Here is a 14,496-nt window from a genome sequence, read left to right as displayed (position 1 = left end):
CAGGCCGTTGACGATGCTGTCAGTGAAGCCGTAGCGGAAATTCCCGCACCGCAGGACGGTAAAAGCGTGACGGCGGATGACGTCAGGCTGGTGTTGCAGGAACTCATTACGGCTGCGATGCCGGAAATTCCTGATGTTAAATCTCTCATCAGTGAGGCGATCGCAGAGATTCCCGCGCCGAAACCGGGCAAGCCCGGCGAAGATGGCCGTGATGCACTTGCGCTGGAATTACTGCCTTTTATTGATGACTCAAAAAGTTACCCCCGTGGTTCGTATGCCACCCATAACGGCGGACTCTGGCGGGCTTATGAGAAAACTCACGGCATGCGTGGCTGGGAATGCATCGTTGATGGTGTGGCTGGTGTTGATGTCAGCATGGAGGGGATGCGCAACTTCACTGTCACCGTCAACCGCGCCAGTGGCGCCAGTGAGAAAAAAGCTTTCGATGTGCCGGTTATGGTGTACCGGGGCGTATTTAAATCAGGCGATGAATATCTGCCTGGAGATACGATTACGTGGGGCGGCTCTCTCTGGCACTGTGACGAACAGACGCAGGATAAGCCAGGTGAAACAGGCTCTAAAGGCTGGACACTGGCCGCCAAGCGCGGTCGTGACGGGAGGGATAAAACGTGATTGAGCTTGTTACTCTTGATGAGGTTAAAGATCACTGCCGTATTGATGGTGACTACAGCGACAACGATTTGACCGGGAAGATCAGGGCAGCCAGTTCCGCGATTATTCGCTTTTGTCAGGGTAGCAGGGAAAAAATCGTGGATGCCAGTAACCGACCACTGAAAAGTGAAGAATGCTCGCTGGCAAAAGAGGCGACATTGCGTCTTGTCACTAAACTCTATCGCGATCCTGATGGCGCAACTATGAGGGACTTAAAGCAGGGCGAACTTCCCTTTGATGTGACCATGCTTATCTGGGATCTACGCTTACCCACCATTCTGTGAAGAGAGTGAAATATGTCTTTCCTGTATTCAGGTGATCTCAATAAGAGAATACTTCTGCAGCGGCCTGAGAACGGGCGCGGAACCCTTGGAGAGGTGCTACCCGGCCATCTTGTTGATGTGGCAACGGTCTGGGCCCGCGCAGAACTGAAATCTAACCGTAAAATAAGGACGCTGGATCAGAAACAGGTCGTCGAGACATGGCTGTTCACCGTTGGTCCGCGCAGCGATATTGACATTGACTGGAAGATCCAGTGGCAGAACGGTTCGTTCACTGTCGTTGCGGTCGACCGCAGCCACTCCGATCGGGTTGAAATCAAAGCTGAAAGGGATGGTCGCCATGATCGAACTGGCAATTAAAACCTCGCTTGAGCGCATTTCCGGCATGGCGGTTTACCCGCTTCTGATGCCTGACAGCAAGCAAAACGGCATTACTTTTCAGCGCATTTCAGACCCGGGCATCGAAAACGGCATGGTGCGAACAGGGCTCATCGCCGGGCGATTCCAGATTTCGATGTACAAAGTGGATGACTACACGGGCCTTGTTCAACTGGATAGGGCTATCTGGTCTCACTGGAAAGGCATTATCCACGGAGAGCTTGAAGGTTATCCGGTTCAATATGTTCAGCGTGGAAATATTCTGCAGGACAAGGCGACCCTTACCAGCAACCAAGTTCAGTACAGGCTTATCCGCGATTACGTACTTTATTTTTATGAGGAGTAATCATGATTCGCATGGAGGTAAAAGGGCTTCAGGATCTTGAGCGCCAGTTGCAGGCGTTGGGCGAAAAAGTTGCTGGCAAGGTGATGGCCGCTGCTGGCAAAGAGGCGATGGAAATCGTTCAGGAGGATATGCAGCAGCATGCGGGCTATGACGAAGGCAGCAATGGCCCTCACATGCGTGACAGCATCAAAGTCAGCTCCCGTAACCGTATGAAGGATACGCGCTGGCTAACCGTCGTGACTATCCGAGTCGGCCCGTCAAAAGAACACGCCATGAAAGCACTGGCCCAGGAATTTGGCACAGTTAAACAGGTCGCCAGCCCGTTTATGCGCCCTGCACTCGATTACAACCGCACAAAGATATTACGTATTCTCTCAGTAAGCATCCGTGAGGGGATAGAAAACAATCGTTAACAGAGGTAATGAATATGGCAGATAAAAGTTCTCCGGAATACGCGATGCTCCCCGCCGGTACAGTTGTCAAATGGGGTGAACTGGGAGAGGCCGTTGCAGACTTCCAGCCGCTTGTTAACTGTAAGGCTCTGGGAGCAACAGGAGCCACAGGCTCTTTTGTTGATTGCACCACCCTGATTGACACTCAAAAACAGTTTATTTCTGATCTTCCTGAAGGCCCTGAAAAATCACTGGGATTCGTGGATGACCCATCAAATACCAGCTTTACCGCTTTTCTGAATGCGGCTGAACAGCGACGAACTGTGCAGTATTACATTGAGCTTCCAAACGGGCGAACTGCGACGATGATTATGGCGCTTTCTGGCTGGCAACTTAATGAAGTCAACGCCCCGGCCAGTGAAGTCATTCAGGTCACGGTGAATGGTAAACAGAACAATATCAACTGGGGCTATAACCAACCTGGCAGCTGATAAACCATACCTTCTATACAGACCTTCCAGGCCGCCCGATGGCGGCTTTTTTAATGGAGAATTTTAATGAATGATCTGAAATCACTTCTGCTGACCCCCGAAAATACTGCCCAGCCCGTGAAAATTCTGGGTGCCGATGTATTTATTCGCCGCATTACTGCGTTTGAAGCAGAAGCGTATGACGAAAAGCAGGCAGAGCTACGTGCTGAAAACAATTCCCGCGGGATCGCTATAGAAGCGGCCTCGTTTATCCTCAGCGCGTTGGTGGATGAAAACGGGGTGCCTGTTCCTGTCGAAAACCTGCCAGCGCCGGACGAACTTCTGAAATCGCGCAGCAATGCGGCCCTTATTGAAGCTGTGAACGTAATAACCCGACACAGCTGGGGCACGCTGGAAGACGCGAAAAAAAACTGATGGACTCCCCCTGGTTGATGGTGATTTTCAGCCTTGCCGATCGCCTCGGGGAACCAGATCCACGAAAAATAGCCAGTTTGCCGGCTGAAATTCTACTTCACTGGCAAGCCTGGCTATCCCTGACGGGTAACGCGGTAGTGAACACTCCGGCGCAAACCCCGGCAGCAACCATTCCGCCTGTTTCTGATATGGCAGGCCAGTGCGCTGACGTAATGAGGATCCTGGGACGATGAGTGATGTTGCAAGCCTGTCGGTTGCCCTGCACCTGAACTCTGCGGCGTTTAAATCGCAGATCACCGACGCATACCAGAAAGCTGGGCAGGCCAGCAAAAAATTTAACGGTCAGGCGACCGCACAGGCGAACGAGCTGGCTGATGCAATATCAAAAACGGTCAGCGCGGCGAGGGCAATTGGTTTTCCGGCGGCGAATGCTGACCAGTTCTCCGGCGCTACCCGCGGTGCCGGGCAACTGAGCTTTGTACTGCATGAGGTGGCAGCCGGAAGTAATGTTGCCAGCAGTAGCATCATCAATGCGCTCATCCCGGCGGTTCATTCTCTGAAAGGGCAACTGGACGGCAGCGCGGGAGGCTGGAAGACACAACAAGATGCCGCCAAAAGTGCGGCGGCAGAACTGGCGTCTGCTGCACAAAGCCAGATCGCTGTTGCACAGGCCGAACGGCAGGCGGCTATCAATAAAGTGGCTATTGCCGAAAAAACGATTGCAGCCGCCAAGGCGCAGCGTGACCAGGCTATCGCTCTTGACGAGTATTACGTCAAACAGTCCGCGGTAAATAAGCAATTTGGCCTGAATGTCAGCTATCAGGATGAGCACCTGAAGAATGAGCGCGCTATCCTCGAAGCCAACAAGCTCGAAGCCAGCGGACTGGAGAAACTGAAGGCAGCAAAAGCTGGAGTGGCCGCAGCCGAGCTGGCTGAAACAGGAGGTAAGGCAGCGTTGACGGCGGCAACTGAAGCCGCCGCCGCAGCAAATACGCAACTGACATTTACGCAGCGTGTCGCCGCGACCAGCAGCAGGGCGCTCAGTGCGGCGATGAGCCTGCTGGGTGGCCCTGTTGGTATCGGTTTGACTGCGCTGGCCGCCGCAGGCACCTATCTCTACAGCGAGTTTAAAAAGTCCGAGGAGCAGACTAAAAAGCTTAACGAAGCAGTGTTAAGCCTGCGCGCGTCAGCGAGTATTTCTGCATCGGATCTTAAATCACTGAATTCTGCACTCGGTGATACCGAAAGCTCATTAAGTGCGGTAACCGCTGCAGCTAAAGGCGGCTTCAGTGGCTCGATGCTAACAGAGGTTGCTACCGTCGCGAATGCTTACGCAGAGGCCGGCGGCAACGCTGATGAGCTGGTCAGTAAAATCACGGCACTTAAAGGCGACCCTATTAATGCCATGCAGCAGCTTACCGCCCAGGGCGTGGCGCTGAATGAGTCGATTATTCAGCAGGTGGTCAGCCTCAACAGCAAAGGGCAAACGGCACAGGCCACCCAAATCATCATGGAGCAGGCACTGAATGCGGAAAAAATTCGCCTTCAGGAGCTGGCTGCACAGGCTGATACCTACCTTGATAAGCTGAAAAGCCTTGGCCGGGAATGGGGTGTGCTTGGTGGTCTGGGAGAGGCCGTTTCCTGGAGTGATGCGCTCGGCAAAAACCAGAAAGATTTTGATGACCAGACCCGGCGTTTTCTGGCGGCCAGCAAAGCGGGCTACGCTGAAGCTCAAAGCGAGCGCATTAAAAATTCCGCTGGTTTAAAGAGCTATATGGAAGCCGGAACCAGTGCTGCTGAGAAGCGCGCCGAGGCGATCAAAAAGCTTAACAGCAGCATCTACTCGTCAGATTCCGGGGATTACAAGCGGATCCTGAAGGGCATCAACGACGAGTACGACAAGGCAGTTAAAAGAGAGCAGCCCAAAAAGCCCAAAGCTACAGGAGAGAGTGAGGGGCAGCGTGCGCTGGCACAGGCTCAGCAGCAAAATGCCGTGTTGCGTGAGCAGGCACAGAGCAGCGATAAACTCACAGCATCAGCCAATCAGCTTGCTGCGTTCAATGAGAAAATTTCGCAGCTTAAAGGCCAGCACCTGACCGCTGACCAGCAGAGCCTGGTCAATATGCAGGGCCAGATTCGGGCCCAGTTGCAGGCGAACGCGTTGCTGGAGAAGGAAGCTGCGTTGCGCAAGCTCTCGGAGAAGTACCAACAGGAAAGCCGCAAATGGCAGGAAGAAGCCAATGCTATGCAGAGGGAAGCTGCGCAGGGGCTGGGTAAATACAGCCAGTCAGACCGCGAATCTGCCGATGCTGATGCACGCCTTGCCATCATCAACCGGTTCGAGCAACGCCGTGCGACACTGGACAAGGATTTCACCGATCACAGTTCAGCGGAGTATCAGGCCCGCCTGGCTGATCTTGAGTCTGCCAAACAGCGTGAACTACAGATCACCCAGCAAAGCGTTGATGATCGGCTGGATGCCGAAAAGGATTACACCGCCGGTTTCCGGCGCGGCGTGAAAAACTGGGTAGACAGTGCCCGGGACGCTAACAGTCAGATGGCTGGTTACGCAGGAAGTCTGTTTGACAGCATGACAGATTCGCTCGCGCTGTTTGCTACGACCGGGAAGCTTAGTTTTAAAAGCTTCACGGTTTCTGTTCTTTCTGACCTGGCGAAAATCGCCACCCGCATAGCGTTGTCCAGTGCGCTTCAGAGCATATTCGGTGCGGCAACATCTGCTTTTGTCGGTGGTGCATCGGGTGGTAGTACGCCATCTGGTGCATACGACAATGCAGCCTCCAGCATCAAATTCAATGCGAAAGGTGGCGTATATGATTCTCCATCTCTCAGTTCATACAGCGGCGGTGTTTATAACTCCCCGCAGGTGTTCGCTTTTGCGAAGGGGGCCGGAGTATTTGGTGAGGCAGGGCCAGAAGCCATTATGCCACTCGCACGCGCATCAAATGGATCTCTGGGCGTCAGGGCAGTTGACGATACGAATGGGCAATCATCCGGCGGTGCAGGTGTTGCGCCTGTTGTCTACATCACTATACAGGGTGACGGGAACACCAGTACGCAAACGTCAGGTGGTTGGGAGCAGTTTGGTAAAGAGATTGGCAGTTTCGTAGACCAACGGTACCGCAAACTTTTAAATGCGGATATGCGCCCCGGAGCCCCTATCTGGAATCTCGCTAAAGGAACTCGCTAATGTCACTTGAAACCTTTACCTGGAGTCCGCGCGTTAGCCCAAGCCAAACGGTAAATATGCGTATCAGGAAAGCGCAATTTGGTGATGGCTATACCCAGGCAAGCGGGGATGGTATCAATCCTCGCTCGCAGGAGTGGGACCTCAATTTTGTAGGCACGGAAGCCTACATCGAGAGCATTAAAGACTTTCTGGACAAGCACGAAGGTTATAAAGCCTTCCAGTGGAAGCCTCCGCTGGAGCCGCTAGGCCTTTATCGTTGCGAGCAGTACAAACCCACCCCAATGGGCGCCGGGAATTTCTCCCTGACAGCTACATTCACGCAGGCATTCAAACCATGAGTATTAACGCAGACTATCAGAAACTGGAGCCGGGAAATGCTGTGCGGCTCTTTGAGGTGGACGGTACCGGATTTGGCACCGGCGAGGTGTTGCGGTTCCATAATCACAACATTCCACACTCTGAGCAGGAGATCATTACTGCCAGTGGCGATGAATCGAAACTACCGGCAAAAAGCATCTGGTGGCAGGGTAACGAATATTCAGCGTGGCCCTGCCAGATTGAAGAGATTGAAACCTCAACCGATGGCAGCAGCGCGCAGCCTAAATTGTCGGTCGCCAATCTGGATAGCTCAATCACGGCGTTGTGCCTGGCTTACGATGACCTGCTGCAGGCAAAAGTCACCATTCACGATACGCTGGCACAGTACCTCGATGCGCAAAACTTCCCCGGCGGTAATCCTTCGGCAGATCCGACGCAGGAAAAACTGAAGGTGTTTTACATCGATGCAAAGAGTAGCGAAACCAATGAAGTTGTTGAGTTTGCGCTAACCAGCCCGATGGATTTGCAGGGGATGATGATCCCGACGCGGCAGCTACATTCGCTTTGTACCTGGTGCATTCGCAACAAGTATCGCTCAGGGGATGGCTGTGACTATGCCGGTACCCGCTATTTCGATAAGCACAACAACCCGGTTGATGATCCGTCGCTGGATGAATGCTCTGGTACGCTGACGGCGTGCAAACTTCGGTTTGGTGATGGCAACGAGCTGCCGTTTGGCGGTTTTCCGGGGACGTCACTGATCAGGAGCTGATATGCGTCAGAAAATTATCGATGCCATCATGGCACACGCTGCCGCTGAATACCCGCGGGAGTGCTGCGGCGTAGTGGTGCAGAAAAGCCGGGTTCAGCGGTATATTCCCTGCCGCAATCTGGCATCTGAATCGACCGAGCACTTTCACCTGTCGCCAGAAGATTACGCGACGGCGGAAGACTGGGGATCGGTGATTGCCATTGTCCACAGTCACCCGGATGCGACAACACAGCCCAGCGAACTGGATAAGGCGCAATGCGATGCAACGCTTTTACCCTGGCACATCGCCAGCTGGCCGGAAGGCGATATTCGCACCATTACCCCACGCGGCGAACTCCCGCTTCTCGAACGGCCGTTTGTTCTCGGTCACTTTGACTGCTGGGGACTAGTAATGAGTTACTTCCGGCAGACGCATGGTATCGAACTGACGGATTACCGTGTCGATTATCCCTGGTGGCAAGACTGTTACCCTGAAAACTTCTACCACGATTGCTGGTATGAATGCGGATTCCGTGAATTCAGCGGTGCGCCGCGGCCAGGTGATATGGTTATCATGCAGGTCCAGGCTAATAAGTGGAATCATGCAGGGATCCTGCTGGAAGGTAACATGTTACTCCACCATCTTTATGGCCATTTGAGTCAGCGTGTACCCTATGGTGGATACTGGCAGGAACGGACAATGAAGGTTCTACGGTATAAGTCTCTGTGCTAACCTTTTGCAAAACCAAAGGGGATAGGGATATGAAAAAGACTTTGCTGCTTCTAATCGCAATAGGTGTTGCGGGCTGTTCAACTGAACCAGTTCTTCCACAAAATGCAAAAGAAGTTGATGCCGCGGTTGAATTTCATCAAAAACCAAATACGACAGAAGTTACCATCATTCGTGATAAAGGGTTTGTAGCTGGAGGGTGTGCTATTACATCCTATGTGAATGGCGTGCCAGTTGCTGAACTTGAAACAGGGGAAAAAGTTAGAGCTTATTTACCAGCGGGTGAAATAATTATTGGTGCGGGATTTGCTGGAAAGGGGCTATGTAGCGGTGCACCAAAAAAAGAACGGGAGTTTATTATCAGACCTGACACACCGAGGATATTAAGAATATTCACGGATCAAAGTGGTAATGTTGATATTTTACCAATGACTGTAAATTGAAATATATTAAATATGTAGAACCACCTTCGGGTGGTTTTTTTATGGGACTAACAAATGCAAGAAGTAATGACTCAAATTGAGCTACATGGGCCTTTGGGCAAAACCTTTGGGAAAGTGCATCATCGCTTGATTAGCACTACTCACGAGGCATGCAGAGCGCTATCTGCCACTATTAAAGGCTTCGAGCAGTACATGAACACCAGTAAACAGCGTGGTCTGACCTTTGCAGTATTTCGTGGAAAGAAAAATATTGGGGAAGATGATTTAGGTTTCCCAGTGACTGGTGAAGTAATCCGAATTGTTCCAGTTACTATAGGTAGTAAAAAATCCGGTGTCCTGCAGACAATTCTAGGTGCAGTATTAGTCGCTGTTGGTGTAGTTCTAAATTTTACGCCTTTTGCAGCGGCTTCACCTTTCTTCTATCAGGCTGGTGGTGCGTTGATCATTGGTGGTGTTGTTCAAATGCTATCACCTCAACCTTCAGGTCTTGCCAGTAAGCAAAGTGCAGATAACCGCGCTTCATATGCATTCGGTGGTGTAACTAACACTGCTGCTCAGGGTTATCCAGTTCCGCTTCTTTATGGCCGCAGACGCATTGGCGGGGCGATCATCTCTGCTGGTATATACGTCGAAGACCAGCAGTAAACTGTGAATGTAGCATTAAAGGCTGACGAATCAGCCTTACGAGAGGTCGTATGCATTTGTTAAAATTATTGGAAACCTTTCCCTTAAGGAAATGTGGGGCTAGCTCCTTCAGAGAGAGCGTTGTTCAACCTTTTTGTGGATTCAAAGATGCTGTTGAGCGTAGTGTTAAGCGCCTCCCATACTTCAATATCACCATTCCCATAAGCATTGAAGACCAACCTGATTCTGTAGCCATCACCTTGGTCAGTAGGCAATGTGATGAAGTCTGTCGGCGCGAGTTGGATGTCGATAAGTGCATTGAAGAAATCGGGCCTTTCTACCTGCAAATAAAGCGATGACATTCTCATCAGCCAGGTAGGGATATCCTTGCGACAGTTATATTGATGTTCTCTAAGAAAGAACTCTACACGACCATCAATTTTGTGTGTGAATTTAAATAATGAGTCTGTGTTAGCTATGACGTTTTCTCTTAATGCACAATCATTGGTTTCAAAAGCTGATTCAGAACCATTTATCCATTTTAGAAAAGTATAGAATGTTTGAACGGCTTCTTTATCCTCATGGGGCTTAAAGTCTTCAAGGACTTCAGTTATAAGCTCTGGGTGTTCAATAAAGTTTGAGTAAAACCCAGCTCTTTCGTTGTAAGCAGTTTTCCCCCACGGATGAGATCGCCTATCTTTTTCCGAGTCTCGTAAGGGATCAAAGTTTATAAGCATTTCGTTTCCTTAAGTGAGGTATTCAGCCATCCCTCTTAATCCGAAAACACCAACGACCCACCGCTGATGGGCTGAATACCTAACATAACCAGGTATGTAAATCAGTAACATCCTGACAAATGAACAGTATCCACCTTCGGGTGGCTTTTTTATGGGCATCATATGGTTACAGCAACCCAGATTAAAGGCCGAAAGGGCGGCAGTTCCAGTTCCCGAACCCCGACTGAACAGCCAGATGATCTCCAGTCTATAGCTAAGGCAAAAATACTTGTAGCACTGGGGGAAGGTGAGTTCTCAGGACAATTAACCGGCAAGGATATTTACCTCGATGGTACACCGCTGGTGAATGCTGATGGCTCGCAGAACTTTAGTGGTGTGGCGTGGGAGTTTCGTTCCGGGACGCAGGCGCAGAAATATATTCAGGGTATTCCGGGCACCGAAAACGAAATTAATGTGGGCACTGAGGTTTCAAGCTCAACGGCCTGGACGCGTACCTTCACCAACACCCAACTATCAGCAGCTCGCCTGCGACTGAAATGGCCTTCACTGTATAAGCAGCAGGACAACGGCGATCTGGTAGGGTATTCCATCAATTATGCGATAGACCTGCAGACTGATGGTGGAACCTGGCAAACCGTTCTGAATACCAGCGTAACCGGAAAAACTACTTCAGGCTACGAACGCAGCCACCGTATCGATTTACCACAGGCGGGCAGCACCTGGACAATCAGGTTACGTAAGATTACCGCTGATGCAAACAGCGCAAAGATTGGCGATACCATGACACTTCAGAGCTTCACTGAGGTTATTGACGCCAAATTACGCTATCCAAATACCGCCCTGCTGTACATCGAATTCGACTCAAGCCAGTTCAATGGTTCGATTCCACAGATATCCTGTGAACCGCGTGGCCGGGTGATCCGCGTACCTGATAATTATGACCCTGACACGCGGACTTATGGGGGGACATGGCAGGGGGCTTTTAAATGGGCATGGACTGATAACCCTGCGTGGATATTTTACGATCTGGTGATTACAGATCGCTTTGGTCTGGGTAATCGCCTGACTGCAGCCAACATCGATAAATGGACGTTGTACCAGGTATCGCAGTATTGCGATCAGTCGGTACCGGATGGAAAGGGTGGAAGCGGGACCGAACCACGCTATACCTGTAACGTCTATGTTCAGGAAAGGAATGATGCCTACACCGTGCAGCGCGATTTTGCCGCTATTTTCCGGGGGATGACCTACTGGGGCGGCGATCAGATAGTGGCGCTGGCGGACATGCCGCGGGATATCGATTTTTCCTACACGCGCGCGAACGTCATTGATGGCCTGTTTACTTACGCCAGTAGCACCACCAAAACGCGTTATACGACGGCGCTGGTTTCCTGGTCCGATCCGGATAATGCCTACGCTGATGCGATGGAGCCGGTATTTGAGCAGCCCCTGGTGGCCCGGTACGGATTCAATCAGCTCGAAATGACAGCCATCGGTTGTACGCGGCAGTCTGAGGCAAACCGTAAAGGGCGGTGGGGCATTCTCACCAATAACAAAGACAGGGTGGTGACGTTCTCTGTCGGGCTGGACGGCAATATCCCGCAACCGGGCTACATCATTGCGGTTGCTGACGAGCTGCTCTCCGGGAAGGTCACCGGCGGGCGTATTCGCGCGGTAAATGGTCGGGTTATCGAACTGGATCGTGTGGCTGATGCGGTCGCTGGCGACCGCCTGATACTCAATCTGCCATCCGGTACGGCGCAAAGCAGGACAATCCAGGCGATAAACGGCAACACGATCACCGTCACGACGGCTTACGGTGAAACGCCGGGGGCGGAATGCGTGTGGGTTGTTGAATCTGATGAACTGTACGCCCAGCAATATCGGGTGGTCAGCGTGGCGGATAATAACGACGGCACTTTTACCATTACGGGCGCAGCACATGACCCGGATAAATATGCGCGTATCGATACCGGCGCTATCATCGACCAGCGCCCTGTAAGCGTTATCCCTCCGGGTAATCAGAAAGCTCCGGCAAATATCGTCATCGACAGTTATTCCGTTGTTAACCAGGGTATCAGCCTTGAAACGATGCGTGTGAACTGGGACAAGACCGATAACGCGATTTCTTACGAGGCCCAATGGCGGCGTAACGACGGGAACTGGGTGAATGTGCCGCGTAATTCCACCACCTCCTTCGAAGTTGCCTCTATTTACTCCGGGCGCTATCTGGTAAGGGTGCGGGCCATCAATGCTTCCGAAATTTCCAGCGGGTGGGGGTATTCAGAAGAGAAAACCCTGACCGGGAAGGTCGGCAATCCTCCGAAGCCGGTTGGTTTCACGACGACGGCTATCAACTGGGGCATCCGTCTTAACTGGGGGTTCCCGGCGAATACTGCCGACACGCTGAAAACGGAAATTCAGTACACGGCAAACAGTGATTTTTCCGATCCACTGCTACTTTCGGACGTGCCATATCCTTCATCGGAATACACCCAGCTTGGGTTGAAGGCGGGGCAGGAATTCTGGTACCGCGCCCAGCTGGTGGATAAGACCGGGAACGAATCGGGATATACCGACTGGGTCCGCGGTATGTCCAACGATAACGCCGATGATTATCTGGGTGATATCGCTGATGACTTCCTGACGTCTGCTGATGGCGACCGTCTTACGGGGGATATTGATACCAACCTTGAAGGTATTCTGCAGAATGCGCTGGCCAACCATGGAACGGTAGAGCACCAGTGGGCGCAGTACGGTGAGGTGCGCGCGGATATCCTGGTGGTTAAAACGACGGTCGCCAGTGTGGATAAGGCGATGGCCGAGCTGTCAACGCAGGTGCAGGCGCAGATTGAGGACGTAACCGCCTCGCTTGAGGATAAGCTTACCGCCACCGTTGACGCTTCAGGTGCAACGGCCATTCATACCCTGAAAGCCGGAGTGCGTATCAACGATATTTTTTACAGCGCCGGGATGTCGATAGCAGTGCTGGCAGAAGCGGGTAAGCCGGTAGTCACCCGCGTCGGGTTTAACGCTAACCAGTTTGTCCTGATGAGTGGCAGTGGTGATACGCAATATTCTCCGTTTGCTGTTGTTAATGGTCAGGTGTTTATCAGCGATGCTTTTATTCAGTATGGTCAAATCACGCTGGCAAAAATTGGCGAACTGCGCTCCGCTAATTATATCCAGGGACAAACCGGAACCATCATGAAATCAGACGGGACGTTTGAAATGAACGGGGCTGTTGCCGGGGAGGGCGCAACGAAAATGACCAACCTGAATTACAGTGTTAAAGACGGAAACGGGGTGCTTCGCGTGCAGATCGGCAAATTAACAGGGGTGTTCTGATGTCGTGGGGAATTCAGACATGGGATGCTAACGGTGTCCCAAATAACTATGGAATTAAACCTGTTTCTGTTGTTGGCAGAATTCAGCTTAGTGCCGGGCAAACGTCCGGCTCATGGTCGTTCACCATCCCTGCCGGGATGAAAGTTGGTTTTGTTGTTTCACTGGAGTCATCGGGTAATGCCGCTGTGGGGCGGCGCATCGTTGCTTCAGGTAATACGATATCGGTTATGTCAGCGAGCGATGTAGGTATCGGCAATTATCCGGCGAATGCCTGTGAACTCGTTGTTTACCTGGAGAAAGCGTAAATGGCTGACTATGGGGCACTCATCGATGTGAATGGAAATCCGTTTATAACCCCTGACTCCACTCCTTTCTGTCTGTACAGAAAGTTAACTGCTGATTCTGTCGCGAACGGCTCTTATCAGACAGCAACAGTAACCGTTCCGCTTGATGATTCTTATCCTGCAATAGCCTTTAGCAGAGTAAGAAATACTGACTATGGTGGGGTGGCGCTCAGCACAGGGCGTTTTGGTGGGGTATTCAGTGCCGGCGGCATTAATCCATACAACCGACCTTTTACCATGGATGTTTATGTTTTTGCCATCTTCCCTCAGACTTTGCCAAAATGGGGAATGGCGATCTGGGATGCGAACAGAAAGCTCGTTCTGACCAATGAATCCAGGGTGCTTTCAGATCTTCAGGCAGTAGGTACGCCCGGAAATAATGGGGGGATAAATATCGATCAAACTCTTCCTGGCTCATGGGCTGTAGCGCCGCTAACGATGGGGGGAACGTTATTGCAAAACAATAATACCCAGCCACCTTCTATTGTGCTTGTTCAGGCCTACACCTGCTGCTGGTATAACGGCTCTACAAGCAGAATAAACGCGGCGGCTAACAATGCCGGCAACGGGGGCGGGTCAGTAGGCACGGTCAATTCAGGTGTGGCAATCACGGCAATAAACACGGCTAATTACGATTAATGAGATCGCTTTTAACGATCAATTTAAGATTATTGATCTGTTTAATCTATTTATAATATTTATCCAGCTCGGTTATTTTAATGTAAATAACTTGCACTGGTGCCGAAAATGAGAAATATAATTATTTTGTTTGTCGTCAGTTTTATTCTTTCAGCATGTTCTGGACCATTGCTGGAGAAACAATCTCCTGTTTGTCAGGCTCAGGCCTTACTGGGTGGACAGTCACAAACGGTGGATATTTATGGTGTACGTAAAGTCTCAAATCAGACTGAATACAGAGCCGGTTATCCATTTAACTGGAGATGGGTGAATAAGAATAATTTCACAAGGTCGAATTGCCTTCAATGAGTTACCAAAAAATAACCCGCTCCGGCGGGTTT

At 51.2% G+C, this 14,496-nt stretch carries 18 protein-coding genes and 1 pseudogene; 18 read left to right on the top strand and 1 reads right to left on the bottom strand.

Annotated elements, in window-relative coordinates; genetic code table 11:
• From ACLJXE_RS09280 to ACLJXE_RS09215, 14 genes and pseudogenes are all read left to right on the top strand, one after another.
• Positions 1 to 633: pseudogene (locus tag ACLJXE_RS09280) on the top strand (phage gp6-like head-tail connector protein); the annotation flags it as partial.
• Positions 630 to 956: a head-tail connector protein gene (locus ACLJXE_RS09275; RefSeq protein ID WP_410750718.1), complete on the top strand. Its 327-nt coding sequence runs from the start codon at positions 630 to 632 to the stop codon at positions 954 to 956. The pseudogene ACLJXE_RS09280 and the gene ACLJXE_RS09275, both read left to right, overlap by 4 nt.
• Positions 957 to 968: 12 nt before the next feature.
• Positions 969 to 1,313 (top strand): head-tail adaptor protein, encoded by a 345-nt coding sequence (locus tag ACLJXE_RS09270; protein ID WP_410750717.1) that lies wholly within the window; start codon positions 969 to 971, stop codon positions 1,311 to 1,313.
• A complete protein-coding gene (locus ACLJXE_RS09265) occupies positions 1,294 to 1,677 on the top strand; it encodes a hypothetical protein (RefSeq protein WP_410750716.1) in 384 nt (127 codons plus the stop codon). Before ACLJXE_RS09270 ends, ACLJXE_RS09265 begins: the two co-directional genes overlap by 20 nt.
• A 2-nt stretch (positions 1,678 to 1,679) precedes the next feature.
• Positions 1,680 to 2,090: an HK97-gp10 family putative phage morphogenesis protein gene (locus ACLJXE_RS09260; protein WP_410750715.1), complete on the top strand. Its 411-nt coding sequence runs from the start codon at positions 1,680 to 1,682 to the stop codon at positions 2,088 to 2,090.
• A 14-nt stretch (positions 2,091 to 2,104) separates the two neighbouring features.
• Entirely contained in the window at positions 2,105 to 2,560 is a 456-nt protein-coding gene (locus tag ACLJXE_RS09255; protein WP_410750714.1) for a phage tail protein, read from the top strand.
• A gap of 66 nt (positions 2,561 to 2,626) precedes the next feature.
• Positions 2,627 to 2,974: a phage tail protein gene (locus ACLJXE_RS09250; protein ID WP_410750713.1), complete on the top strand. Its 348-nt coding sequence runs from the start codon at positions 2,627 to 2,629 to the stop codon at positions 2,972 to 2,974.
• Positions 2,974 to 3,207 carry a hypothetical protein gene (locus ACLJXE_RS09245; RefSeq protein WP_410750712.1) on the top strand — a complete coding sequence of 78 codons (234 nt, stop codon included), beginning with the start codon at positions 2,974 to 2,976 and terminating at the stop codon, positions 3,205 to 3,207. The genes ACLJXE_RS09250 and ACLJXE_RS09245 overlap by 1 nt, the downstream gene beginning before the upstream one ends.
• Positions 3,204 to 6,182, top strand: a complete 2,979-nt coding sequence (locus ACLJXE_RS09240; protein WP_410750711.1) for a phage tail tape measure protein — start codon at positions 3,204 to 3,206, stop codon at positions 6,180 to 6,182. The genes ACLJXE_RS09245 and ACLJXE_RS09240 overlap by 4 nt, the downstream gene beginning before the upstream one ends.
• Complete coding sequence (locus ACLJXE_RS09235; RefSeq protein WP_410750710.1) at positions 6,182 to 6,520, top strand: phage tail protein; 339 nt, start codon at positions 6,182 to 6,184, stop codon at positions 6,518 to 6,520. Before ACLJXE_RS09240 ends, ACLJXE_RS09235 begins: the two co-directional genes overlap by 1 nt.
• Entirely contained in the window at positions 6,517 to 7,272 is a 756-nt protein-coding gene (locus ACLJXE_RS09230; protein ID WP_410750709.1) for a phage minor tail protein L, read from the top strand. The genes ACLJXE_RS09235 and ACLJXE_RS09230 overlap by 4 nt, the downstream gene beginning before the upstream one ends.
• A gap of 1 nt (position 7,273) precedes the next feature.
• Complete coding sequence (locus tag ACLJXE_RS09225; RefSeq protein ID WP_410750708.1) at positions 7,274 to 7,984, top strand: C40 family peptidase; 711 nt, start codon at positions 7,274 to 7,276, stop codon at positions 7,982 to 7,984.
• Between the two features lie 29 nt (positions 7,985 to 8,013).
• Positions 8,014 to 8,424: a hypothetical protein gene (locus ACLJXE_RS09220; protein WP_410750707.1), complete on the top strand. Its 411-nt coding sequence runs from the start codon at positions 8,014 to 8,016 to the stop codon at positions 8,422 to 8,424.
• A 54-nt stretch (positions 8,425 to 8,478) separates the two neighbouring features.
• Positions 8,479 to 9,069 (top strand): tail assembly protein, encoded by a 591-nt coding sequence (locus ACLJXE_RS09215; RefSeq protein ID WP_410750706.1) that lies wholly within the window; start codon positions 8,479 to 8,481, stop codon positions 9,067 to 9,069.
• An 83-nt stretch (positions 9,070 to 9,152) separates the two neighbouring features.
• On the opposite strand, the gene ACLJXE_RS09210 is transcribed toward ACLJXE_RS09215, so the two are convergent.
• Positions 9,153 to 9,785: a hypothetical protein gene (locus ACLJXE_RS09210; protein ID WP_008784487.1), complete on the bottom strand. Its 633-nt coding sequence runs from the start codon at positions 9,783 to 9,785 to the stop codon at positions 9,153 to 9,155.
• 162 nt (positions 9,786 to 9,947) lie between these two features.
• Here ACLJXE_RS09210 and ACLJXE_RS09205 point away from each other — a divergent pair, with 162 nt between their 5' ends.
• The 4 genes from ACLJXE_RS09205 (at position 9,948) to ACLJXE_RS09190 (ending at position 14,464) form a co-directional block, all read left to right on the top strand.
• Positions 9,948 to 13,133 (top strand): host specificity protein J, encoded by a 3,186-nt coding sequence (locus ACLJXE_RS09205; RefSeq protein WP_410750705.1) that lies wholly within the window; start codon positions 9,948 to 9,950, stop codon positions 13,131 to 13,133.
• Positions 13,133 to 13,438, top strand: a complete 306-nt coding sequence (locus tag ACLJXE_RS09200) for a hypothetical protein (RefSeq protein ID WP_286627956.1) — start codon at positions 13,133 to 13,135, stop codon at positions 13,436 to 13,438. The genes ACLJXE_RS09205 and ACLJXE_RS09200 overlap by 1 nt, the downstream gene beginning before the upstream one ends.
• Positions 13,439 to 14,116, top strand: a complete 678-nt coding sequence (locus ACLJXE_RS09195; RefSeq protein WP_286627955.1) for a hypothetical protein — start codon at positions 13,439 to 13,441, stop codon at positions 14,114 to 14,116. It begins immediately after the preceding gene.
• A 108-nt stretch (positions 14,117 to 14,224) separates the two neighbouring features.
• A complete protein-coding gene (locus ACLJXE_RS09190; RefSeq protein ID WP_286627954.1) occupies positions 14,225 to 14,464 on the top strand; it encodes a cor protein in 240 nt (79 codons plus the stop codon).
• Positions 14,465 to 14,496 lie beyond the last annotated feature (32 nt).

Origin of the sequence: Citrobacter sp. U14242 (assembly GCF_046555775.1) — a bacterium.
Lineage (GTDB): Bacteria > Pseudomonadota > Gammaproteobacteria > Enterobacterales > Enterobacteriaceae > Citrobacter.
Note: the sequence above shows the minus strand (reverse complement) of the source record. Positions and strands in the feature narration are given on the sequence as shown.